The organism is Roseovarius albus (assembly GCF_900172335.1).
GTDB lineage: Bacteria > Pseudomonadota > Alphaproteobacteria > Rhodobacterales > Rhodobacteraceae > Roseovarius > Roseovarius albus.
The window spans coordinates 24,672-45,994 of record NZ_FWFX01000004.1; the positions used below are offsets into that span (position 1 = coordinate 24,672).

Sequence of the window (21,323 nt, forward strand, 5' to 3'; positions counted from 1 at the left end):
TCAGCCCCCCTGCATCGGGGCGAGGATCTCGATCTGGTCGCCGCTGTTGAGAGTCGTTGCCTCACGTGCAGTGCGGGGCACAAAACTGCCATTCATGGCGGTCGCAAGCGCCGGGCTGTCATAGCCCAGCTCAAGCAAAATCTCTGCCAATGTCTGGCCGGTCACCTCATGCGGTTGCGCGTTGACGATGATGTTCATCGGGAACCTCCGAAAGTAGTAGATCTGCGGCCTTTGACGCCATGGCTGGGGCCAACAGAAACCCGTGGCGATAAAGCCCGTTTAGATGAAGCCTGCCTTCGTGCTGGATCAGGCGTGGCAGGTTGTCAGGAAAGGTAGGGCGCAATCCTGCGCCCAGTTCCATTACGCTTGCTTCGGCAAAAGCCGGATGCAGCGTGTAGGCAGCGTTCAACAACTCACTGACCGAGCGCAGGCTTGGAGGGCGATTTGACGAGCTTTCGATCATCGTGCCGCCTATCATGTAGATGCCGTCGCCGCGCGGCACTAGATAGAGCGGCATACGCGGATGTAGCAGGCGGATGGTGCGGGTAATCTCAACCTCTGGGCATTGTAAAATGGCCATTTCCCCGCGCACAGGACGTAGATCAGGAAGTTTTGCAGCCATTCCGGTGCAGTCCAGATCCACGCGATCCGGGGCAGTGGTGGCAAAGTGAATAGTGCCGCCAAGGTCCTGCACCTTTGCCGCTAGATCGGCCAAAGCCCGCCTTGGGTCCAGATGTGCCTCATCGGTGAAAAACAGCCCCTGTTCGAACTGCCCCATGAACGCTGGTTCCATCGCCGAAATCTCGGTCTTTGTGACACTGTGATGGCCGGTCGTCCGCCGCGCAAAGCGGGCCAGTTCCACCCGATCCCTCGGCGAGGCTAGAACCAAAGTCCCATTGCGCGTCACCGGGGTGACCTGCGCCCACCAGTCTGCAGCACTTGCCCCGAGCGTAATGACATCTTCCTCGGCGCTCTCACGTTCACACCACGGTGCGAGCATGCCACCGGCAAAGCGGGCGACGCTGTTTGATCCGGGCGCGTCGCCCAGATCAAACAAATCCACCGCGACCCCGCGTCTGCACAGCTCATATGCAGAGGCGAGGCCAGCCAGCCCCGCCCCGGCGATGGTGATCATGCGCCGTCGTCCTTGGCTGGCATATAAAGCTCCCCACCTTCGCGGAACTTGGCGGCCATCGCCTCCATGCCTTCCTTCTGTGCCTCTGTGCGGATGTCATGGCTGATCCGCATCGAGCAGAACTTCGGCCCACACATCGAGCAGAAATGCGCCACTTTATGCGCCTCCTTGGGCAGGGTCTGATCATGGAACTCGCGTGCAGTGTCCGGGTCCAACGACAGGTTGAACTGATCCTCCCAACGGAATTCAAACCGCGCGCGGCTCAACGCATCATCACGCCGCTGTGCGCCGGGCAACCCTTTAGCCAGATCGGCGGCATGCGCCGCGATCTTATAGGTGATCACCCCGGTTTTCACGTCATCTCGGTCGGGCAGGCCCAGATGCTCTTTCGGCGTCACGTAACACAGCATTGCACAACCAAACCAACCGATCATCGCCGCCCCGATGCCGCTGGTGATGTGGTCATAACCGGGCGCGATATCGGTGGTCAGGGGCCCAAGCGTATAGAACGGCGCTTCGTCACAGCACTCCAACTGCTTGTCCATGTTTTCCTTGATTTTGTGCATGGCGACGTGACCCGGCCCTTCGATCATCACCTGGCAGTCTTTGGCCCAGGCAATCTTGGTCAGCTCGCCCAGAGTTTCGAGCTCGGCAAACTGCGCCTCGTCATTGGCGTCGGCAATAGAGCCCGGACGCAGGCCGTCACCGAGGCTGAACGACACATCGTATTTACGGCAAATGTCGCAAATCTCATCGAAATGCTCATACAGGAAGGATTCCTTGTGATGATGTAGGCACCACTTAGCCATGATCGACCCACCACGCGAGACAATGCCAGTCACCCGGTTCACGGTCATGGGTACCATGTGCAAGCGCACGCCGGCGTGGATGGTGAAATAGTCCACGCCCTGCTCAGCTTGCTCAATCAGCGTGTCGCGGAACACCTCCCAGGTCAGGTCATCGGCGATGCCATTGACCTTTTCAAGCGCCTGATAGATTGGCACGGTTCCAATCGGCACCGGGCTGTTGCGCACAATCCACTCGCGGGTGTTGTGAATGTTGCGCCCGGTGCTCAGATCCATCACCGTATCCGCGCCCCAGCGAATCGACCAGACCAGTTTGTCAACCTCTTCCTCCATCGATGATGTCACCGCGGAGGTGCCCATATTGGCATTGATCTTCACCAGAAAGTTCCGCCCGATAATCATCGGTTCCAATTCGGGGTGATTGATGTTGGCCGGGATGATGGCACGGCCGGCTGCCACCTCATCGCGGACAAATTCGGGTGTCACATAGTCGGGGATGTTCGCTCCCCAATCATTGCCGTCACGTGCCTCAACGGCGGCCTCACGCATCTGATTTTCACGAATGGCGATGAATTCCATTTCCGGTGTTACGATGCCAGCCCGAGCATAGGCGAGCTGCGTCACCGCTTTACCATCTTTGGCGCACAGGGGGCGTGGTTTGATCGGGAACTCTGGCGTCAGGCGCTCGCCCTGAACAAAGCCATTGTCTGCCGCCGTGATTGCACGCCCTTCATACTCTTCGACATCTCCACGTGCTTCAATCCACTTACGGCGCAGGGCAGGCAGGCCTTGACGAATATCGGTCAGGATATTCGGATCGGTGTAAGGCCCCGAACTGTCATAGACGGGCAGGGGCGGCTCACCCGCTGTCGGGTGTACGGAGATCTCGCGCATCGGTACGCGGATATCCTTGTGCAGGCTGCCCTCGACATAGATCTTGCGCGACGCGGGCAATTCACCCGTGGTGATTTTGGGGTTAGGGACGTTCATTGTGGTGCTCCTCAAGCCATTAACTCAAAAAGACACCAGATGAGTTTTGGCTTGGGAAACGGAGGAGCAAAGCCCTTCCTTTTCAGATGGCATGCCCCTGCGGAGCGACGCGATCCTAGCTTCCTACGCCAGTATCAACTGGGTCAGGTTCAAAGGGTCGCGACACTGCAGACATGCTGCTATTCGCCTCTCAGTTCCTCGGTTGGAACTCCCCTGCGTGTTCTTGGGGTAGACAAAGCATTGCAGGGACGCAAGGCAAAATTTTGAGATGCGTTTTCAACATGGTCGAATTCTGCACGCCAATCTATGGCGTCGGCACTCCAACTCGTACGGCGTCATAATAGGCGGGTGTCAATCCGATTTCCTTGGCTTTGGGGGCAATGCGGCCCAGTTCGCGCAGCTCATCGATAGGGAGGCCGGTTTGCACAATGCCACGATCATAGAAATACTCGGGCAAGTAGCCATTCACCAGAATGCGCCAGTCAAACGCGTTGTGAATGCCCGCGCTTTCCAGCAGAAAATAGATTACCGTCGTACAGTTGGTGAAGATCGAGTTGTACCATTTCGCTTCTTCCGCCAATTCGTTGGAATAGCTGACATATTGCTCAAACAAACCCCGCGCGGCTGATGGGGGGATGTTGGTGCGATAAAGCTGCACGTCTTCCTCGCGGATGTTGGTGCGCAGGCCTGCAATGTCTTGTTCAACCGACGCGACGGTGACCAATGTATGTTCCTTGAAAAAATCGGCGACGGGGGAATAGCCGCTATCTGTCCGGCGGCGAACCTCCACCGACCAAACGACATGTTCGCCATCCGAGAACCCGAAGCTGACCAGAATATGCGCGATATACTGGTTGCTCCAGTAGGACATGAAAACATCCAGTGTTTCCAGCTTGCTCAGATCAAACGTTCGCGTCGTCCAATGCGCGTCGAAATCCTCTTTCGTGCGCCATCCGAATTCACGCACATTGGTCAGCGTCACCAGATCGCCATCAAACTCACCTGTGACCTGACGACTGACATCGGGGGCCCAGTTGCCCTCGCTTGGCGCTTCAATGGTGTTCCACCACAGGGCTACCGCCGCGAAGGCAACTGCAAAGAGTGTCAAAAACCGCTTTGCCTTGGCCGTGAACAGCGCCACCATTGTGGCTAGTCCGGTTAGGGCAATTCCCGCTATCAGGATGTTGCGTAATATTTCACTACCGGGGAACTGATACCAAAGCGCCAGCCCACACCAAACTGCAAGCACGGCAACGACCGGGACCAAGACAATTTTAAGAACGACCTTTAGAACTTTTAACATTTTTGGTCTGTATCCCATCCGCAGGTGTTACTCGACGGCAAAATAAAACGGCAGCGAATATCACGTCGCTGCCGTATAGGTTTAAAAGGGAAGTGGTCGGGCCACAATCACCTATGATCGTGGATCAAGCAGTTTTTGCAGAACCCGGTCTTTTGTCACCTGACCAATGATCTCGCCATTCTCGATGATGCCAACGGGCACATCGCTGTCGCCAATCCGGGCCATGACCTCGCGAATATCGGTGTCAGGCGCGACAGTGACAGATGGCGTGCCGTTGGCAGGCTCAATCACATCACGGGCACAAAGCACACCCAGCGGGTTCATGTGCGCAACAAAATCCGCAACGTATTCATTGGCAGGGGCTGAGAATATCTCTTGCGGCGTACCGCATTGCACAATTCGTCCGCCTTCCATGATGGCGATGCGGTTGCCGATCTTGAACGCCTCATCCAGATCGTGGCTGACAAAGATGATCGTACGTTTCAACTCGCGTTGAAGTTCCAGCAGCTCATCCTGCAGCTTGGTGCGGATCAGCGGATCAAGCGCTGAAAACGGCTCATCCATCAATAGAATAGGGGCTTCGGTGGCAAAAGCGCGGGCAAGGCCGACACGTTGCTGCATGCCGCCAGACAGCTCTCCAACCTTGCGGTCTGCCCAATCGGTCAGACCGACCAAGGCCAGTTGCTTGTCAACTTGGGCATCACGCTCGGCTTTACTCATCCCGCCCAGCTCAAGCCCGAGCCCGGCGTTTTCCCGGACAGATCGCCACGGCAGCAGGCCAAACTGCTGGAACACCATGGCGATGTGATGCTGACGCATCCGGCGCAGGGTGGCAGCGTCAGAGTTGGTGACATCCACCATCGAACTGCTGTCGCTGACCCGAACGGCACCGCGCACTACCGGGTTCAACCCGTTGACCGCACGCAGAAGCGTGGATTTCCCCGAGCCGGACAGACCCATCAACACAAGGATTTCCCCTTCGCCAACATCAAGCGAGCAGTTGTGAACCCCCAGAACCTGACCAGTTTCACGTTGGATTTCACCGCGCTCTTTCATGTCGTCCATCAAGGGCAAAGCGGCTTGAGGTTTGTCGCCGAAGACGATGGAAACGTTATCGAATTCTACTGCGTTACTCATATCTCAATGCTCCACTCTCAGAACCCGGTCTAGCATGATCGCCACGACAACAATGACAAAGCCGCTTTCAAATCCAAGCGCAGCGTTCACGGTATTCAACGCTCGAATAACTGGCACGCCCAGACCGTCGGCGCCAACCAGCGCCGCGATCACAACCATAGAAAGCGACAGCATAATTGTCTGGTTCAAGCCCGCCATGATCTGCGGCATGGCGTAAGGTAACTCAACCTTCCACAGGGTCTGGCGCGGTGTTGCCCCAAAAGCTTCTGCCGCTTCCAGCAGGGGCGTTGGCGTTGAAGAGACACCCAGATGGGTCAGGCGGATCGGGGCGGGCACTACGAAAATCACCGTCGCGATCAGTCCGGGCACCATACCAAGGCCAAAGAAGACGATGGCTGGGATCAGGTAAACAAAGGTGGGAAGCGTCTGCATCAGGTCCAGAATGGGCCGCATGGCCGAATAAAGTTTGGGCCGGTGGGCTGCTGCAATACCGATTGGAATGCCGATCGCCATACAGACCACACAGGCCGACAGCACCAGCGTCAGGCTTTCGGTGGTTTCTTCCCAATATCCCTGATTAACGATGAAGAGACTGCCAAGGGCAACGAACACACAGATTTTCCAATTGCGCTGCAAGATCCACGTAATGGCAACAAATCCGGCAATCACAACAAGGGGGTGCGGGGTCTGCAATATCCACAAAATAGCATCGATCAACCATTCCATGACGGTGGACAGCCCGTCAAAAAACGGCTCGCCGACATCTTGCATCCAATCGAATATGGCTTTCGAGGTCTTGCCGACCGGGATCTTATTCTCTTCCAGCCACTCCATCAGGCCCCTCCCTTGCGTATTATGCAAAACAAATGGTCCCGGAAAATCCGGGACCATTCAAAGATTTATCTAGTTTAGAGGCCGAGGGCCGCGTTCACCGCTGCGGCGGCATCTCCACCATCTTTGGTGGTCACACCGTCCAACCAAGGGCCAAGCACATCAGGGTGACCTTTCAGCCATGCTGCTGCGGCGTCGTTTGGTTCCGCTCCGTCATTCAGGATCGCGCCCATGATCTCGTTTTCCATCGCCAGGCTGAATTCAAGATTGGTCAGTAATGTTCCGACATTCGGGCACTCAGCCACATAACCCGCGCGGGTGTTGGTGTAGACTGTCGCACCCCCCAGGTTCGGACCAAAGAAGTCATCACCACCCGTCAAATATTCCATGTCAAAGTTGGCGTTCATAGGGTGGGGTTCCCAGCCCAGGAACACGATGGGCTCACTTTTACCTGACAGGCGGTCAACCTGCGCCAGCATGCCTTGCTCCGACGATTCAACAACTTCAAACCCAGACAGGTCAAAGGCGTTGTCGTCGATCATCGACTGGATCAGGCGGTTCCCGTCATTACCGGGCTCGATGCCATAGATCTTACCTTCCAGAGCGTCGGATTGACCGGCGATGTCAGCAAAATCTTTGATGCCAAGCTCATAAGCAACGTTGTTTACGGCCAGCGTGTACTTCGCACCTTCAAGGTTGGCGCGCACGGTATCGACAGTGCCTGCTTCACGGTAGGGGGCGATATCCCCTTCCATGGTTGGCATCCAGTTGCCAAGGAATACGTCAACATCACCTTCAGCCATACCAACATAGGTCACAGGCACAGACAGGATCTTCACTTCGGTATCATATCCCAGTGCATCCAGCACAACGGTGGTTGCCGCGGTGGTTGCAGTGATATCGGTCCAGCCGACATCCGAGAATGTGACCGAGCCGCATTCGGCATAGGCTGTAGAGGCAATTGCCGTAAGCGCAAGCGCAGAAACGTTTGATTTAAACATGTTAGTAGGCTCCCAGTTTGAATTTGTTATATTTGTTCAGATTCTTGTATAGCCGTTTAAGTTTTGTAAATCTAGTGGCTGAAGCAGACAAAAGCCCAGACTGGGCAATTGGTCAACCACACCACGGTGCTGCAAGTTCTTAGTTTTGTTCAAATCATTAATATGGTTCGCGCTTGATGTGAGGTTTTTCGACAAGAACCGACGAAAATTCGCATTCACTTGCAGCTAAATCCGCAAGAATAAGAATCACGGGAGAAAAGGAACAACATCATGGGCGATATCAAGACATACGATATGTTGATTGACGGCGAATGGGTGGGGGCCTCGGACGGGCAGACCTTTGACAGTATCAGCCCCGGCACCGGCGATGTCTGGTGCAAAATTCCAGAAGCCACCGCCGATGATGTTGATCGCGCAGTGCGTGCGGCGCACACCGCTTTTACCAAAGGTCCGTGGGCCAGCATGACGCCCACCCAACGGGGGCATTGCCTGCGTCGTCTGGCAGATCTTCTGGCGGATAAATCCGAAGATCTGGGCCGCACAGAATCCATCGACAGCGGTAAGATGTTCAAGGAAACCCGTTGGCAGGCCAAATACATTGCCGAATATTTCCATTTCTATGCAGGTTGTGCGGATAAAGTGAGCGGTGAGACGCTACCCATTGATAAACCGGATATTTTCGCATTTACCAAGCGCGAACCTCTGGGGGTTGTCGCCGCTGTTGTGCCATGGAATTCGCAGCTTTTCCTTGTTGCCGTGAAGATCGGTCCGGCGCTCGCAGCCGGAAACACCGTAGTGCTGAAAGCCTCTGAACATGCCTCGGCCGCCATGCTGGAATTTGGCGAGCTGATCGAAGAGGCTGGTTTCCCGCCCGGTGTGGTCAATATCGTCTCGGGCCACGGCGACCCTTGTGGTCGCGTGCTCACCGGGCACCCTCTGGTAGCGCGCATTTCCTTCACCGGCGGCCCCAATGCCGCGCGCCATGTTCTGGAAAACTCCAAACGCAACTTTGCCGAGGTTTCTTTGGAATTGGGTGGAAAATCCCCGTTTATCGTCTTTGAAGACGCTAATATCGAAAGCGCGGTCAACGCCTCCATCGCAGGTATTTTTGGCGCCACAGGCCAAAGCTGCGTCGCGGGTTCTCGGTTGTACTTGCACGAAGACATCGCTGATGAATTCCTAGAGCGCATGACCGAAATGGCGCGAAACATCCAAATCGGCGACCCATTAGTTGAAGAAACGCAAATGGGGCCGCTCTGCACCCAAGGCCAGTTAGATCACATCAAGGCCGAGGTGGCCCACGCAGAAAGCGAAGGCGGCAAGGTTCTGGCCGGCGGCAAACAGCCCGAGGGGCTAGGGGGGCTGTTCTACGAGCCCACGATCATCGAATGCCCGCGTCAGGACCTGCGCATCGTTGATACCGAACTCTTCGGCCCGGTCCTCAGCGTGCAACGCTTCAAGACCGAAGAAGAGGTGCTGGAGCTTGCCAATGATAGCGAACACGGTCTTGCCGCGGGGATCTTCACCCAAAACAGCGCGCGGTCCCTGCGCATGTCCAGTGCGGTGAATGCCGGGATTGTCTGGGTCAACACCTACCGCATGGTGTCGCCGATTGCGGAATTCGGCGGCAACAAGGGCTCGGGCTACGGGCGCGAGGCCGGGTTCCAGGCGATCTACGACTACACCCGCCCAAAAACCGTGTGGATGAACACCTCGGATGAACCAATGGCAAATCCCTTCGTGATGCGCTGAACACAAATCAAAACAACACATTAACTACAGGATACCGACATGACAGACGGAGTAACCACCCGCCGCGATGGCCATGTGCTTGAGGTCACGCTGGACCGCCCTAAGGTAAACGCCATTGATGTGCCGACGTCACAAGCGCTCGCTGCCGCCTTCAAAGAGCTGAATGATGACCCCGAACTGCGCGTCGCCATCCTGACAGGGGGCGGCGACAAAATCTTCTCCGCCGGATGGGATCTCAAGGCGCTGAACGCGGGCGAGATGCAGCTTGATAACTGGTGGGAAAGCGACGACTACGGCGATGGTGGCTTTACTGGCCTCACCGAAAACTGGTTTCTTAACAAGCCGGTAATCGCCGCAATTAACGGTCTCGCCATCGGCGGTGGCTTTGAAATGGCGCTGGCTTGCGACCTGCTGATCGCGGCGGATCACGTCGAATTCGGCCTGCCGGAAATGCCTTTGGGGATTGTACCCGATGCCGGGGCCTTGCAACGCCTGCCGCGCCGCTTGCCACATAACATCGCTATGGAACTGTTCTACCTGGGCCGCCGCATGCCCGCAGCCGAGGCTGCGCACTATGGTCTGGTCAACAAGGTCGTGCCAGCCGATCAACTGATGGATGCCGCGCGAGAATGGGCGGCCTCCTTGGCGTGGTCGGCCCCCTTGGCAATGCAAAGCGTCAAAGAAGTCCAACGCACCATTGAATGCGCGCCGCTCGAACAGGCCTTCCACAAGATGCGCAACGACCCGATGCCAACCTATCGCAAAATGCTGAAATCCGATGATGCCGCCGAAGGCGTGGCCGCCTTTGTCGAAAAACGCGAACCCAACTTCAAGGGAGAGTGAGATGTTCAAATCCCCTCAGGAGGTCACCCGCGTTACCAGCATCGGGGCAGGGCCGATTGGCGGCGGGTGGGCCGCGCATTTTCTGGCCCGTGGCTACGATGTCACCGCTTATCTGCATAGCGAGGCGGAAATTCTCGCCTTTCGCACCATCCTTGATACAGCCTGGATCAGCCTGACCGATTTGGGGCTGGCGCAGGAGGCATCTCTGGATCGATTGACCATAGAAACAGATCTGAGGAAAGCGGTAGAGGGCGCAGAATTTATTCAGGAAAGCGCACCAGAGCGCCTTGAGCTCAAGCAAGACCTCTATCAACAGTTTGATGAGCTTGTGCCCAAGGATGTGGTGATCTGCTCCTCCACCTCCGGCCTGATGATGACCGATATTCAGGCAAAATGTAGCACGCCGGAACGCACAGTCATCGGCCATCCGTTCAACCCGCCATACCTCTTGCCACTGGTCGAAATCATCGGCGGTAAACGGACCAGCCCCGAGGCCGTTGCATGGGCCGGGGAATTTTACGAGGTGGCGGGCAAAGCACCCTTGATGATGAAAAAAGAAATCCCCGGTTTTGTCGCCACCCGCCTGCAAGAGGCGCTGTGGCGCGAGGCCCTGCATATGGTCGCCAATGGCGAAGCCACGCCCGAAGACATCGATATCGCCCTGATGAACGGCCCGGCACCGCGCATGATGGCGCAAGGGCAGTGCATGGCCTTCCATGTGGCTTGTGGTGAGGGGGGCATGGCCACCAATCTGGATCAATTCGGCCCAGCGCTGAAACTGCCCTGGACCCGGCTTGAAGCGCCCGAGCTGTCACAAGAGCTGCGCGACCGAATGGTAGATGGCTGCAATGACATCGCGGGCGACAAGCATTTTGCCGATATGGCCGCACAGCGCGACAAGGAAATCGTTGCCCTGATCAACGCCCTGAAAGCGGCGCGCAGCTAATCTAAGCTGCGTCCGGTTTCTGCTTGGCCTGCAACGCCGTCAGAAATTCTGACAGCGTTCCGGGCCAGCTCGGGGCAGGCTCATCCGCCGGCCAGGCCTCGCGATATTCCGACGGACGCCGGTCAAAGAATTTGCCAAAAGAAAAGGCGAAATGCGACAGTGAGTTAAATCCAGACGCGGTGGCAATTTCTCGAACACTCAGATCGGTCGAAATCAGCAAAAGCCGCGCACGTTGTAGCCGCAATAGCAGGCCAAACTGCACCACGGTACAGCCGATTTGCTTCTTGAAATTCCGCTCCAGCTGGCGCTGCGACACACCCAAAGTGCTGGCAACTTCCGGCACACTCAGCGGTTCCTCAATATGCCGCTCGATCAGGGAAATCGCCTCGCGAATACTCACAGGAATCGCAGCGCTTCCATGGCTCAGGGTGCGCCGCTGCGGTGCTTCCATGTCTCGGATCGTGTCCACCATCAGTTGGTCGGCGATTTCCTCGGCAAAACCACTTCCATGCGTTTTATCAATGATATGCAACATCAGATCGACCACCGCCAAGGCCCCGGCACAGGTCATGATGCGGTTGTTGACGGTGAACAGCTGCTCCTTCACATCAATGGTGTCAAAGCTCTCCTGAAATCCATTGATCCACGACCAATGCGAGGTGGCTTCTTTCCCAGCCAACAACCCTGCCTGTGCCACCGGATAACAGCCCAATTCCACCGCACAAATGGTTTCCCCCGCACGCGCGCGTTTACGCAACCAAGAGACCAGATCCTTGTTGCGATAATTCTCGGCCCCCCAGCTGCCCAGAACAAACACATAGTCCGCCGCTGAAGCCACTTCTGGCGCATCGGACACCGTGACCGATACACCGCTGCTCGACACCACGCTTGCTCCATCAAATGACACAACTTCCCACGAGAATGATCTCTGCGATGACAGGTAATTCGCAATGCGCATCGTTTCGGTCATGTTGACCAGCGTCCCCAAATTGAAACGGGGAATGATCACAAAAACCATATGGGTCTGACCACGTTCAACGCTTTGATTGTGGGTGAATTCCATGGCGAATCCTCCAGAAAATGCACAGGTGAGTGTTTTCGCCAACATTGCAAGATTATAGGCGAAAAATCGACAATTATTTTGCCATTCTCAGCCACCAAATAGGGAAAGGATTAGGGAGAGCTCCAGATGAATTTCGATGTCGTTGTAACCTGCGCAGTCACCGGGGCCGGGGACACCACTGGTAAAAACCCGCATGTGCCGGTCACCCCAAAGGAGATCGCCGATTCTGCTATCGCGGCGGCCAAAGCGGGTGCGGCCGTGGCACATATTCACGTGCGGGACCTGGAAACCAAGCAGGGCTCCCGTGACCCTAAGCTGTTCAAAGAGGTGGTCGACCGAGTCCGCGACAGCAATACTGATGTGGTGATTAACCTCACCGCCGGTATGGGCGGCGACTGGGTGCCCAGTGCCGAAGATCCCGCAATGCCGGGGCCGGGAACCGATATGATCAGCGCCGAAGAACGCTTGTTGCATATTGGCGAGTGCTTACCTGAAATCTGCTCGCTGGATTGTGGCACGCTGAATTTTGGCGACGGCGACAACATCTACATCTCAACCCCACCAACCCTGCGCAAAATGGCCGAAATGGTCAAAGAGTGGGGCGTGAAGCCTGAGCTTGAAGTGTTCGAGCTGGGGCACATCCGCTTTGCCAATCAGATGATTAAGGAAGGGCTGATCGCCGATCCGCCGATGTTCCAGATCTGCCTTGGCATCCCATGGGGCGCTGATCAAAGCGTCGATACGATGAAAGTGATGAAAGATCACCTGCCGCAAGATGCCAGCTGGGCCAGCTTTGGCATCTCGCGCATGCAGATGCCGATGGCGGCTGCGGCTGTGGCGATGGGCGGCAATGTCCGTGTCGGGCTTGAAGACAACATCTTCCTCGACCGTGGCGTGCCTGCGCGCAACGAAGATCTGGTCACCCGTGTGGTTGAGATCATCGAACGCATGGGAGGTCGCGCCGTAACCCCGCAAGAGGCCCGCAACAAGCTAAGCCTGCGTGGGGCTGACGCCTCCTGAGCCTTCGGCACACTGGTAAAGACCCATTTTCAAGGAGAACGCCATGACTTTGGTTGTGTCCCACGAAGACGAACTGTTGCAAAAAACTGTCCGCAGCTTTTTTGACGAGGCGGTGATCCCGCATGAAGAACTGGTCGACCGTCTGGGCGAAGTGCCCGAAGAAATCGGTCGCGAGATTGAAACCAAATCCAAGGAACTTGGCCTTTTTGCTTCCAACCTGCCCGAAAGTGTTGGCGGCGGCGGTCTGACCTATAGCCAAAGCGCGATTATCGAACGCGAATTTGGCCGCACCAGCCACGCCCTGCATGCCTGGGTAGCCCGGCCAACTGAATTGCTGATGGCTTGTGAAGGGGACCAGATCGCCAAATACCTGACCCCCTGCGTCAGCGGCGAAAAACGGGAACTCTTTGCCCTGACCGAACCTGAGGCCGGATCGGATGCCATGGGGATGAAAACCAACGCCAAACGGGATGGCGACGACTGGGTCCTTAACGGCTCCAAGCACTTCATTTCCGCGCCCACAATGGCGGATTTTGCCATCGTCTTTGCGGTCACCGGCGTGGATGAAACCCCACGCGGCAACCGCAAACGCATCACCGCCTTTCTGGTGGATCGCGATCTTCCCGGCGTGGAGTTTCGTGAAGGCAACAAATGCGTCTCGAATCGGGGCTACAAAACCTATGAGCTGATGTTCGACGACGTGCGCCTTGGCTCCGGTCAAGTGCTGGGCGAAGAGGGGCGCGGTTTTGAACTGGCCGGGCAATGGCTCGGCATGGGCCGCATCTGGGTCGGGGCAACCTGTTGCGGCAAGGCTGAACGCATGCTGGAACTGGCCACCGAATGGGCCGCCACGCGCAAACAATTTGGCAAACCAATCGGCAGCTTTCAGGCCACCGGTTTCCGGCTGGCAGACATGACCATCGGGTTGCGCACCGCAGACCTGCTGGTCGCCGACGCGGTGCGTCGCGCCGATGCGGGCACGATGCAGGACCCCGATGCCGCCATGGTCAAAGTCTACTGTTCGGAAATGCTCAACAAAGTGGCCGATGACACCGTGCAGATCTACGGCGGCATGGGGCTGATGGAAGAAATGCCCATTCATCGCCTGTGGCGTGACAGCCGGATTGAACGCATCTGGGATGGCACCAGCGAAATCCAGCGCCATATCATCACCCGCTCGATCCTGAGGCCCCTTGGCGCATGACACCCGAACGCCGCAAGAACTTTGACCGGTTGCTGAACCCCCGGCACATCGCCTTTGTCGGCGGGCGCGATGCGATCATCGCCATCAACGAGGCGCGCAGGCGCGGGTTCAAGGGGGATATGTGGGCGGTGAACCCCAAGCGTGACGCGCTGGCGGGTCTCACCTGCTACGCCACGCTTCAAGATCTGCCCGCAGCTCCCGACGCGGTGTTTCTGGCCATCCCAACCCATGCCGCCGTGGCCGCAATCCAGCAGCTCTCTGATATGGGGGCAGGGGGCATCGTCTGCTACGCGGCGGGTTTCAAGGAGGCAGGCGAAGACGGCGCGCGCGCCGAAGAGGCGCTTCGACAAGCCGTCGGCGAAATGGCCCTCATCGGGCCCAATTGCTACGGCATGATCAACTACATCGGCAACGCTGCCCTCTGGCCCTTTGAGCATGGTGGCAACTCGCCGGGCTATGGCGCCGCGATCATCACTCAATCGGGCATGTTTTCGTCAGACATCACCATGAGCCAGCGCTCCTTGCCGATGGCCTATATGATTTCGGCAGGCAATCAGGCGGTGATGGGGCTGGAAGATTATCTTGAGGTGTTAAGTGATGATCCGGCCGTGCGGGCCATCGGCCTGCATATCGAAGGCCTGCGTGATATCCCGCACTTTGAACGCGCGGCCCTGAAAGCCCTGCAAAACGACACGCCGGTTGTGGCGCTCAAAACCGGCACCTCCCAAATCGGCTCAGCCCTCACCATCAGCCACACCGGCTCGCTTTCGGGCGCGAATGAGCTTTACGAGGCCCTGTTCAAACGCACAGGCGTGATCAGCGTCTCGAACCCATCACAATTTCTGGAAACGTTAAAATACCTCTGCGTCGTTGACGCCCCCAAAGGGCATCGCGTCGCAGGCTTCACTTGCTCGGGCGGCGGAGCGACGATGCTCGCCGACCACAGTGAAAAGATCGGCCTCACCTATCCCAAAATTACCGGAGATCACGTTGATAATCTAACCAAACTTCTGCCCGACATCGCGACAGTGTCCAATCCGCTCGATTATACCACCCCGATCTGGGGCCAGCCCGAACACACCTATCCGGTGTTTTCCCAGGCCATGACCGCCATGCAGGCCGACGCCGCCGTTTTGGTGCAGGATTACCCAGCCGTCGGAATCGACGATTCCAAGATCTACTACCAAAACGATGCCGCCGGCTTTGCCCAGGCTGCCGCCGCACAAGACCTTCCTGCAGCGATCTGCGCCACCATACCCGAGAATATCGACGCAGAGACACGCGAATTTCTCATCTCCAAGGGTGTCGCGCCTATGCAGGGCATCCATGAGTGCCTCAATGCGATAACACAGGCCGCAAGCTGGTGCGAGGGTCGCACCCGAATTCTGGCTGAACCACCTGATCCCCTACAGGTCGCCGTTGTTTCCGACAGAGTGACCTTGGTGACAGAAGATGCGGGAAAAGACTGGGTTGCCGACGTTGGCGTGTCCATCCCCAAGGGACGATGCGTTGGTGCGGCTGAGGCGCAAGGCGTGGCACAGAACATTGGCTATCCAGTTGTGCTGAAGATGATGAGCCATCAACTGGCCCACAAAACCGAAGCCGGGGCGGTCAAATTGGGCATCACGAATGACGAAGAACTGGCCGGTGCAATCTTCGCTATAAAGAACGATGTACAAGCCTATGCGCCCGACGCGGTTACGGATCGCTATCTTGTCGAAGCAATGTCGCCGTCCCCTTTGGCGGAACTGATCATCGGCATTCGATGCGATTCGCAATTCGGCGCCGCCCTGACGTTGGGCAGTGGTGGCATTCTTGTTGAGCTGATCCAAGATGCCCAGACGTTGCTATTGCCGTGCAGTGTGCAGGACATCAAACAGGCAATCAAGGACCTGAAGGCGGGGCAGTTGCTGCAAGGCTTCCGTGGCCGCGCTCCTGCCGATTTGGACCTGATTGCGCAAAACGTTTATCAGCTTTGCAACGCGTTCCTCGATCAAAGCGATACGCTGGCCGAGGTTGAGATAAATCCGCTGTTTGTTTACGCGGATCAAATCTGCGCGGTGGATGTGTTGCTTCATAAAGTGGCGTAATACCACGTCAAAGGGTCAACTCATAAACGCATCAATCTTGGCATCAAGTGCAGCCCAATCGGTGAACTCATGCACGCCCTTGTCCAAAGTGACGCTTTCGCCCTTCAATACCACGTTTTTGACGATCTGACTTTCGAAATAATCATAACTTCCGGCCCGCACGGCACCCGCAACCAGCAGTTCCTCCGTGGGGATAAACTTAGTCCTCATTTCCATTTCGGTCAGATAATCCCATGCTTCTTCATGCCCTTCATCAAACGCCGCCTTGAGACTGACCGAGATCATCAGCGTCGGTTTGGCCGCGAGATCTTTCTGACTTGCGGCCACAAGAACCTCAAAACTCTGAGGGTGACGGCGCTCATGCACCGAGGCCGCCAGAACGATCCGATCATATCCGGCAAAAGACAACGGCGCTGTTTTATCAGCCGCATTAAACAAGCTGACAGAGTGACCTGCGGTTTGCAGGCGTTGCTCGACATGGTGCGCAATTTTTCGTGTCTGCCCTTCAATCGATTCATAAATCACAAGGTATTGCATAAAAACCTCCACTTTTTTCGCCCGGCAAAGCCCGGCGGATAGTGATCATTTTAAGGAAGACGACACCAAAGACGTTGATCTGAATCAACGATCCAAATGCCTGTACGTACGCATTGCTGCATAAATTGCTGTGATCTGATAAATTTTGACACAGAACCCACAAATTATGTTTTTCTCAGTTTTAAGATAAATCAATCAAAGTAATGTTTTGCTGTATTTGCATCTGAAATGAAGTTTCAAAGCTTTAGGGTGAGAGGGGAACACTTATGTTCAAACTACTTTTTGCGGTTTGCGGAATTGCGATGGCTCCAATGGCCTTTGCCAGTGGAATCTTGGACAAGGTGACCGAAGGGGTTTCTGAAGGGGTCGAGAAAGTTGGCGATGCTGTGACCGGTACTGCAGACAAAGTGGGTGATACGATCGATGCCACCACGAAAAATATTGGTGAAACGATCGACGGCACCGCTGAAATGATCTCTGATGAAGAAACCCCTGAATTGACGCGCGAACGGCTTGACGCAATGGCGGATGAAACATTGGAGCGATTGTTTGCGGATAATACTGCCGCCAAAGAACTGTATGATGCTGCATCTGGTTACGCCGTTTTTGATGCGCGCCAGGTTGGTGTCGCCGGCGTGGCTGCGGGTTTTGGTCGGGGAGTTGCGGTGTCGCTGCCGTCGCGTGATCGGACGTACATGAAAATGGGCACCGGAGGCGTTGGCCTTTCATTCGGCCTCGGCGGATTCGAGCGGCGCATCGTGATCCTGTTTGAAACACCGGATGCGTTCCAGTCGTTCGTGACGGTCGGGATCGATGCGACAGCCGATGCGGGGGCCATGTTCGGTGAAGACAAATCAGACCAAGCAATCAGGTTTGTGGATGGCCGGTCCGTGTTTGTGCTGACAAAAAAGGGTTGGAAAATTAGCAGCTCGGTCACAGGAACCAAATATTGGGCGGATGGGGATCTGAACTAAGTCCGTAATACGACCAGTGGACAAAGAAACTACATCACGATTCAAAGACTTTTGTGTATGGCGGAGAGACAGTCTGCCAAACTTAATAGATAACAAAATATTATTTATAACAAATAATTAGATTTTACATTGCCATACCACGATATATACCACAACAAGATCAGGATAATCGGGAATTTTCATTTCTGGAACTCCACTTATCACCACCTGGTTCGCGTGTTGTGCCTCGAACCACAGCCCCAATGAATACTTGTTATAACTCCATTACTGCGGCGTCAGTTTGTCGAATGCCAAACCGTCGGCCCATGTTCCGTGGAGTTCTCCATCAGGCATTACCAGGTAAACAACCGGATATTCAGATCCCCAGTCAACGGTGACAATCTTTCCGTCAATCGCACCTGCGCCTTTAATGTGCTGACTACCAATCTGCCACTCAATACTAACGAATGACTCGTCCTGCACTATGTGTGCAGTGCCCTCATAACTTTGTCCTTCGACATTTCTACCGGACGTCAAATAAGTGCCCGATATTGAAATATCACCGGCAAAGGCTTGGGGAACGAACAAGATGGTTCCGGCACATAACAAGGCAGATACGAAGTGTCTTCTTTTCATCACTTTTATCCTTTTAAGTTTAAAAAATTACGTTCACTGATTTCCCCGTTCTTAAAACTGAAGGGGAAATCAGAATTTGAACTGACATGCTTTACAAAAAGAAATCGTTCTCATTCAAAGTGCCAGCAAAGGAATCTACTAGAATTTCGAAGTCGGCGGAGCCATTGCCGGTAACGTCACCTGTTACGCTGTATCCGCCGTTGAGAGTGGTTTCGACTCGTAGCTCGCCCGCAATACCGGAAAATTCTTGTTGCGCGATAAAGAAGAACTCGTCATCCCCGGCCGAATTCAGATCCGCATCCGTTCCTCGCAAATCAATGCGATCAACTCGGTCTGTAAAATCTAGAATACGATTAACTTCACCGCGACCAACGTACTCGAACCCGTTGTCAAAAATGAAATGATCCGCGCCTCCGCCACCTCGGTATTCATCATTACCCTGCGAGACGTAGAGCCTGTCGCCATTGTTGCCTCCATCGAGAAGATCATCTCCGGCGCCGCCGTCCAACGTATCCCGACCTGATCCGCCAAAGAGCATATCATTGTCGTTACCGCCAAAAAGCTGATCACTACCGGCTAGGCCATTCAAAACGTCTTCGCCGTCTCCACCATGCAGTTCGTCATTGCCTAGGCCACCGTCGATAATATCATTACCTTGACCACCATCAATAGTATCGTTGCCGCTACCGCCATCGAGGGTATCATTTCCAGCATCCCCCAGCAGGGTATCGCTGTGTGCTTGTCCAAAAATAACGTCGTTACCCGCGCCACCTTCCAGAGTGTCGCCACCCCAACCGCCGTACAGGATGTCATTGTCATCTCCACCATTCAGTACGTCGTGACCACTCCCTCCGTAGACTGTGTCAGCACCTGCGCCACCGTCGATGGTGTCGGCACCCCAATAGCCTTTCAGGATGTCATTGTCATCGCCACCATTCAGTACGTCGTGACCACTCCCTCCGTAGACTGTGTCAGCACCTGCGCCACCGTCGATGGTGTCGGCACCCCAATAGCCATACAGGATGTCATTGTCATCTCCACCATTCAGTACGTCGTGACCACTCCCTCCGTAGACTGTGTCAGCACCTGCGCCACCGTCGATGGTGTCGGCACCCCAATAGCCATACAGGATGTCATTGTCATCGCCACCATTCAGTACGTCGTGACCGATGCCTCCGTAGACTGTGTCAGCGCCTGCGCCACCGTCGATGGTGTCGGCACCCCAATAGCCTTTCAGGATGTCATTGTCATCTCCACCACGTAATAGGTCGTGACCACTCCCTCCGTAGATAGTGTCAGCGCCTGCATCGCCATTAATGACATCATCGCCCCAATAGCCATACAGGATATCATTGTCATCGCCACCGAATAACTGGTCTTGACCACGTCCCCCATAAATAGTGTCAGCACCTGCGCCACCATCTAAGATGTCGTCACCTCCGGCACCGCTAATGAGATCATCACCAAAATCCCCGATGACGGTTTCATGTTCCTTACCACCCTTTACAACATCATTTCCGCTGCCAGCATAAATAACGCCATTTGTGAAACCAAACCGCCCATAAAAGAAGTCGTCCCCTGATCCTAAGTTGACGGCCCCGTCCAGGCGGCCTTTGTTTATTATGGTTTCTACACCTTTGTCGCCAAGAACCGATACTGTTGCATCTATGGTGCCTGTGTTGATGAACTTGTTGGTTTCACCCGCTTGAGATAGGATATCTATGCCAACGTCTGATGTCGCGTTTGTTCCATTAATCTGACCCTTGTTGATGATAAGATTATCCGTTCCATCGACACGGATACCTCCAAGGTCCCCCTTGAGCGTTCCTTCATTAGTGACTGTATTGTTGTCACCCTCGATGGCGATTGCGCGCTTGGCTGAAGACGAGACGCTGCCCGATTTCTCGACCAGAACCTTATTCTTGTTTCCTTGGGCGAGTATCCCATTTTGACCAGCTAGGATGTCCCCTCGATTAATAACTCTGTTCAAATCATCTGCGACGTTTAAACCTGTTCCGGCAGAAGAGGAGATAGTACCGAGGTTCTTAATGTAGCCACGACCTCCACCTGACTGAATGCCATAATTCAATCCATTGACGCTCCCAGAATTCCAAACAGTGTTTCCTTCGCCTCTGGCGAAAACCCCCTCATCTTCTGCGGATGAAATGACACCTCTATTGTTTATGGCATTGTTGTTGCCGAAAGCGGCAACACCGCTATCCAATGCAGTTGCGATGAAGCCATCATTTGTCAGCTTGTTATTTCCGTGGAACATCTTAATTGCATCACCGGCGGTACTTATGACTGAGCCCTCATTTTTAATTTCGCTATATCCAGCTTCGGTATCAATCCCGTATTCGCCTTTTACTATTCCCGAATTTGTAAAATTGTTCCCCACGCCTGACATCCGCACGGCTATGGATGAGGAATCGATTGAACCTGAGTTGATCAAATTATTGCTGGACCCGATTACCGAAACAGCGTCACCAGATGTAGCTGTAATCGATCCGGTATTGACAACTTCGTTTCTGCCACTTCCCGCCAAAAAAATTGCTTTATCTAGAGTTGTTAGAGATCCTGTATTGGTAATTTCATTCAAATCGTCCCGGAACCAAACACCAGTACCTTGGTCGTTTGAAATCACGCCGGAATTAGTGAACTTGTTGCGGTCGCCATCCGCAACGAAGACATTTTGGCTATAGGTGGTGATGGTACCTTCGTTCACAAAGTCAAGTTTTCCACCAACACTTTGCACTGCCGAACTTGCGCTAACCAACGAGCCCGTATCATGAATATGGACTTTATTATTGCCGCCAGAATTGTCCGAAAAATCACCTAGAGCAATTGTAACGCCTTGGCTGACTAGGTTACCGCTAATGTGAAAGGTTTTGCTTCCATTTGGCCCTGATCCATCAATTGCGTTGGAGGAGGAATCGATAGTTACTCCTTCCTCAACAATCCATGTGTCCTTAGCTGTCTGAGCAAAGACAGCCGTAAGTTGATCGCTGCTGATCACATGTGTCGTCATTGTAAAAACTCCTACTAAATAGAGCCATTCTTGATGGCCCATTTGTTC

18 protein-coding genes and 1 riboswitch are annotated in these 21,323 nt (G+C 54.9%); of the genes, 7 read left to right on the forward strand and 11 right to left on the reverse strand.

The window, feature by feature from the left end; genetic code table 11:
• From thiS to choX, 7 genes are all read right to left on the reverse strand, one after another.
• Complete coding sequence (gene thiS / locus ROA7450_RS07485; RefSeq protein WP_085805090.1) at window positions 1–198, reverse strand: sulfur carrier protein ThiS; 198 nt, start codon at window positions 196–198, stop codon at window positions 1–3.
• Window positions 167–1,135 carry an FAD-dependent oxidoreductase gene (locus ROA7450_RS07490; protein ID WP_085805091.1) on the reverse strand — a complete coding sequence of 323 codons (969 nt, stop codon included), beginning with the start codon at window positions 1,133–1,135 and terminating at the stop codon, window positions 167–169. Before ROA7450_RS07490 ends, thiS begins: the two co-directional genes overlap by 32 nt.
• Entirely contained in the window at window positions 1,132–2,931 is a 1,800-nt protein-coding gene (thiC, locus tag ROA7450_RS07495; RefSeq protein ID WP_085805092.1) for a phosphomethylpyrimidine synthase ThiC, read from the reverse strand. The genes ROA7450_RS07490 and thiC overlap by 4 nt, the downstream gene beginning before the upstream one ends.
• 103 nt (window positions 2,932–3,034) lie before the next feature.
• A riboswitch (TPP riboswitch) is annotated at window positions 3,035–3,156 on the reverse strand.
• A gap of 79 nt (window positions 3,157–3,235) precedes the next feature.
• Entirely contained in the window at window positions 3,236–4,234 is a 999-nt protein-coding gene (locus ROA7450_RS07500; protein ID WP_085805093.1) for an Lnb N-terminal periplasmic domain-containing protein, read from the reverse strand.
• 111 nt (window positions 4,235–4,345) lie between these two features.
• Window positions 4,346–5,371, reverse strand: coding sequence for a choline ABC transporter ATP-binding protein (choV, locus tag ROA7450_RS07505; protein WP_085805094.1), 1,026 nt, complete (start codon window positions 5,369–5,371; stop codon window positions 4,346–4,348).
• 3 nt (window positions 5,372–5,374) lie between these two features.
• Window positions 5,375–6,205, reverse strand: coding sequence for a choline ABC transporter permease subunit (choW, locus tag ROA7450_RS07510; protein ID WP_085805095.1), 831 nt, complete (start codon window positions 6,203–6,205; stop codon window positions 5,375–5,377).
• 74 nt (window positions 6,206–6,279) lie between these two features.
• On the reverse strand, window positions 6,280–7,203 hold the full coding sequence (gene choX / locus ROA7450_RS07515) for a choline ABC transporter substrate-binding protein (RefSeq protein ID WP_085805096.1): 924 nt from the start codon (window positions 7,201–7,203) through the stop codon (window positions 6,280–6,282).
• A gap of 270 nt (window positions 7,204–7,473) precedes the next feature.
• Between choX and ROA7450_RS07520 the strand changes: the two genes are divergently transcribed.
• The 3 genes from ROA7450_RS07520 to ROA7450_RS07530 are packed head-to-tail and all read left to right on the forward strand — an operon-like array spanning window position 7,474 to window position 10,744.
• The gene (locus tag ROA7450_RS07520) at window positions 7,474–8,955 is read left to right on the forward strand and encodes an aldehyde dehydrogenase (RefSeq protein WP_085805097.1); all 1,482 of its coding nucleotides are present in this window, start codon (window positions 7,474–7,476) and stop codon (window positions 8,953–8,955) included.
• A gap of 39 nt (window positions 8,956–8,994) precedes the next feature.
• Window positions 8,995–9,798: a carnitinyl-CoA dehydratase gene (locus ROA7450_RS07525; protein WP_085805098.1), complete on the forward strand. Its 804-nt coding sequence runs from the start codon at window positions 8,995–8,997 to the stop codon at window positions 9,796–9,798.
• Between the two features lies 1 nt (window position 9,799).
• Window positions 9,800–10,744 carry a 3-hydroxyacyl-CoA dehydrogenase NAD-binding domain-containing protein gene (locus ROA7450_RS07530; protein WP_085805099.1) on the forward strand — a complete coding sequence of 315 codons (945 nt, stop codon included), beginning with the start codon at window positions 9,800–9,802 and terminating at the stop codon, window positions 10,742–10,744.
• Window position 10,745: 1 nt separating this feature from the next.
• Here ROA7450_RS07530 and ROA7450_RS07535 read toward each other — a convergent pair whose 3' ends face one another.
• Window positions 10,746–11,807 carry a GlxA family transcriptional regulator gene (locus ROA7450_RS07535; RefSeq protein WP_085805347.1) on the reverse strand — a complete coding sequence of 354 codons (1,062 nt, stop codon included), beginning with the start codon at window positions 11,805–11,807 and terminating at the stop codon, window positions 10,746–10,748.
• Window positions 11,808–11,933: 126 nt separating this feature from the next.
• On the opposite strand from ROA7450_RS07535, the gene ROA7450_RS07540 reads away from it, so the two are divergent.
• The 3 genes from ROA7450_RS07540 to ROA7450_RS07550 are packed head-to-tail and all read left to right on the forward strand — an operon-like array spanning window position 11,934 to window position 16,121.
• Window positions 11,934–12,827, forward strand: a complete 894-nt coding sequence (locus ROA7450_RS07540) for a beta-keto acid cleavage family enzyme (RefSeq protein ID WP_085805100.1) — start codon at window positions 11,934–11,936, stop codon at window positions 12,825–12,827.
• A 43-nt stretch (window positions 12,828–12,870) separates the two neighbouring features.
• Entirely contained in the window at window positions 12,871–14,031 is a 1,161-nt protein-coding gene (locus ROA7450_RS07545) for an acyl-CoA dehydrogenase family protein (RefSeq protein WP_085805101.1), read from the forward strand.
• The gene (locus ROA7450_RS07550; protein ID WP_085805102.1) at window positions 14,028–16,121 is read left to right on the forward strand and encodes an acetate--CoA ligase family protein; all 2,094 of its coding nucleotides are present in this window, start codon (window positions 14,028–14,030) and stop codon (window positions 16,119–16,121) included. The genes ROA7450_RS07545 and ROA7450_RS07550 overlap by 4 nt, the downstream gene beginning before the upstream one ends.
• 15 nt (window positions 16,122–16,136) lie before the next feature.
• Here ROA7450_RS07550 and ROA7450_RS07555 read toward each other — a convergent pair whose 3' ends face one another.
• Entirely contained in the window at window positions 16,137–16,658 is a 522-nt protein-coding gene (locus tag ROA7450_RS07555; protein ID WP_085805103.1) for a flavodoxin domain-containing protein, read from the reverse strand.
• Between the two features lie 266 nt (window positions 16,659–16,924).
• Here ROA7450_RS07555 and ROA7450_RS07560 point away from each other — a divergent pair, with 266 nt between their 5' ends.
• A complete protein-coding gene (locus ROA7450_RS07560; protein ID WP_085805104.1) occupies window positions 16,925–17,632 on the forward strand; it encodes a lipid-binding SYLF domain-containing protein in 708 nt (235 codons plus the stop codon).
• A gap of 264 nt (window positions 17,633–17,896) precedes the next feature.
• Here ROA7450_RS07560 and lfb1 read toward each other — a convergent pair whose 3' ends face one another.
• Window positions 17,897–18,247 carry an LIC10280 family protein gene (gene lfb1, locus ROA7450_RS07565; RefSeq protein WP_143534393.1) on the reverse strand — a complete coding sequence of 117 codons (351 nt, stop codon included), beginning with the start codon at window positions 18,245–18,247 and terminating at the stop codon, window positions 17,897–17,899.
• 91 nt (window positions 18,248–18,338) lie between these two features.
• Window positions 18,339–21,317: a calcium-binding protein gene (locus ROA7450_RS07570; RefSeq protein WP_085805105.1), complete on the reverse strand. Its 2,979-nt coding sequence runs from the start codon at window positions 21,315–21,317 to the stop codon at window positions 18,339–18,341.
• Window positions 21,318–21,323 lie beyond the last annotated feature (6 nt).

Excerpts from the sequence above, each read along its gene's own strand:
- thiS (WP_085805090.1), bottom strand. The coding sequence starts at position 198 with ATGAACATCATCGTCAACGCGCAACCGCATGAGGTGACCGGCCAGACA.
- ROA7450_RS07490 (WP_085805091.1), bottom strand. The coding sequence starts at position 1,135 with ATGATCACCATCGCCGGGGCGGGGCTGGCTGGCCTCGCCTCTGCATAT.
- thiC (WP_085805092.1), bottom strand. The coding sequence starts at position 2,931 with ATGAACGTCCCTAACCCCAAAATCACCACGGGTGAATTGCCCGCGTCG.
- ROA7450_RS07500 (WP_085805093.1), bottom strand. The coding sequence starts at position 4,234 with ATGTTAAAAGTTCTAAAGGTCGTTCTTAAAATTGTCTTGGTCCCGGTC.
- choV (WP_085805094.1), bottom strand. The coding sequence starts at position 5,371 with ATGAGTAACGCAGTAGAATTCGATAACGTTTCCATCGTCTTCGGCGAC.
- choW (WP_085805095.1), bottom strand. The coding sequence starts at position 6,205 with ATGGAGTGGCTGGAAGAGAATAAGATCCCGGTCGGCAAGACCTCGAAA.
- choX (WP_085805096.1), bottom strand. The coding sequence starts at position 7,203 with ATGTTTAAATCAAACGTTTCTGCGCTTGCGCTTACGGCAATTGCCTCT.
- ROA7450_RS07520 (WP_085805097.1), top strand. The coding sequence starts at position 7,474 with ATGGGCGATATCAAGACATACGATATGTTGATTGACGGCGAATGGGTG.
- ROA7450_RS07525 (WP_085805098.1), top strand. The coding sequence starts at position 8,995 with ATGACAGACGGAGTAACCACCCGCCGCGATGGCCATGTGCTTGAGGTC.
- ROA7450_RS07530 (WP_085805099.1), top strand. The coding sequence starts at position 9,800 with ATGTTCAAATCCCCTCAGGAGGTCACCCGCGTTACCAGCATCGGGGCA.
- ROA7450_RS07535 (WP_085805347.1), bottom strand. The coding sequence starts at position 11,807 with ATGGAATTCACCCACAATCAAAGCGTTGAACGTGGTCAGACCCATATG.
- ROA7450_RS07540 (WP_085805100.1), top strand. The coding sequence starts at position 11,934 with ATGAATTTCGATGTCGTTGTAACCTGCGCAGTCACCGGGGCCGGGGAC.
- ROA7450_RS07545 (WP_085805101.1), top strand. The coding sequence starts at position 12,871 with ATGACTTTGGTTGTGTCCCACGAAGACGAACTGTTGCAAAAAACTGTC.
- ROA7450_RS07550 (WP_085805102.1), top strand. The coding sequence starts at position 14,028 with ATGACACCCGAACGCCGCAAGAACTTTGACCGGTTGCTGAACCCCCGG.
- ROA7450_RS07555 (WP_085805103.1), bottom strand. The coding sequence starts at position 16,658 with ATGCAATACCTTGTGATTTATGAATCGATTGAAGGGCAGACACGAAAA.
- ROA7450_RS07560 (WP_085805104.1), top strand. The coding sequence starts at position 16,925 with ATGTTCAAACTACTTTTTGCGGTTTGCGGAATTGCGATGGCTCCAATG.
- lfb1 (WP_143534393.1), bottom strand. The coding sequence starts at position 18,247 with ATGAAAAGAAGACACTTCGTATCTGCCTTGTTATGTGCCGGAACCATC.
- ROA7450_RS07570 (WP_085805105.1), bottom strand. The coding sequence starts at position 21,317 with ATGGGCCATCAAGAATGGCTCTATTTAGTAGGAGTTTTTACAATGACG.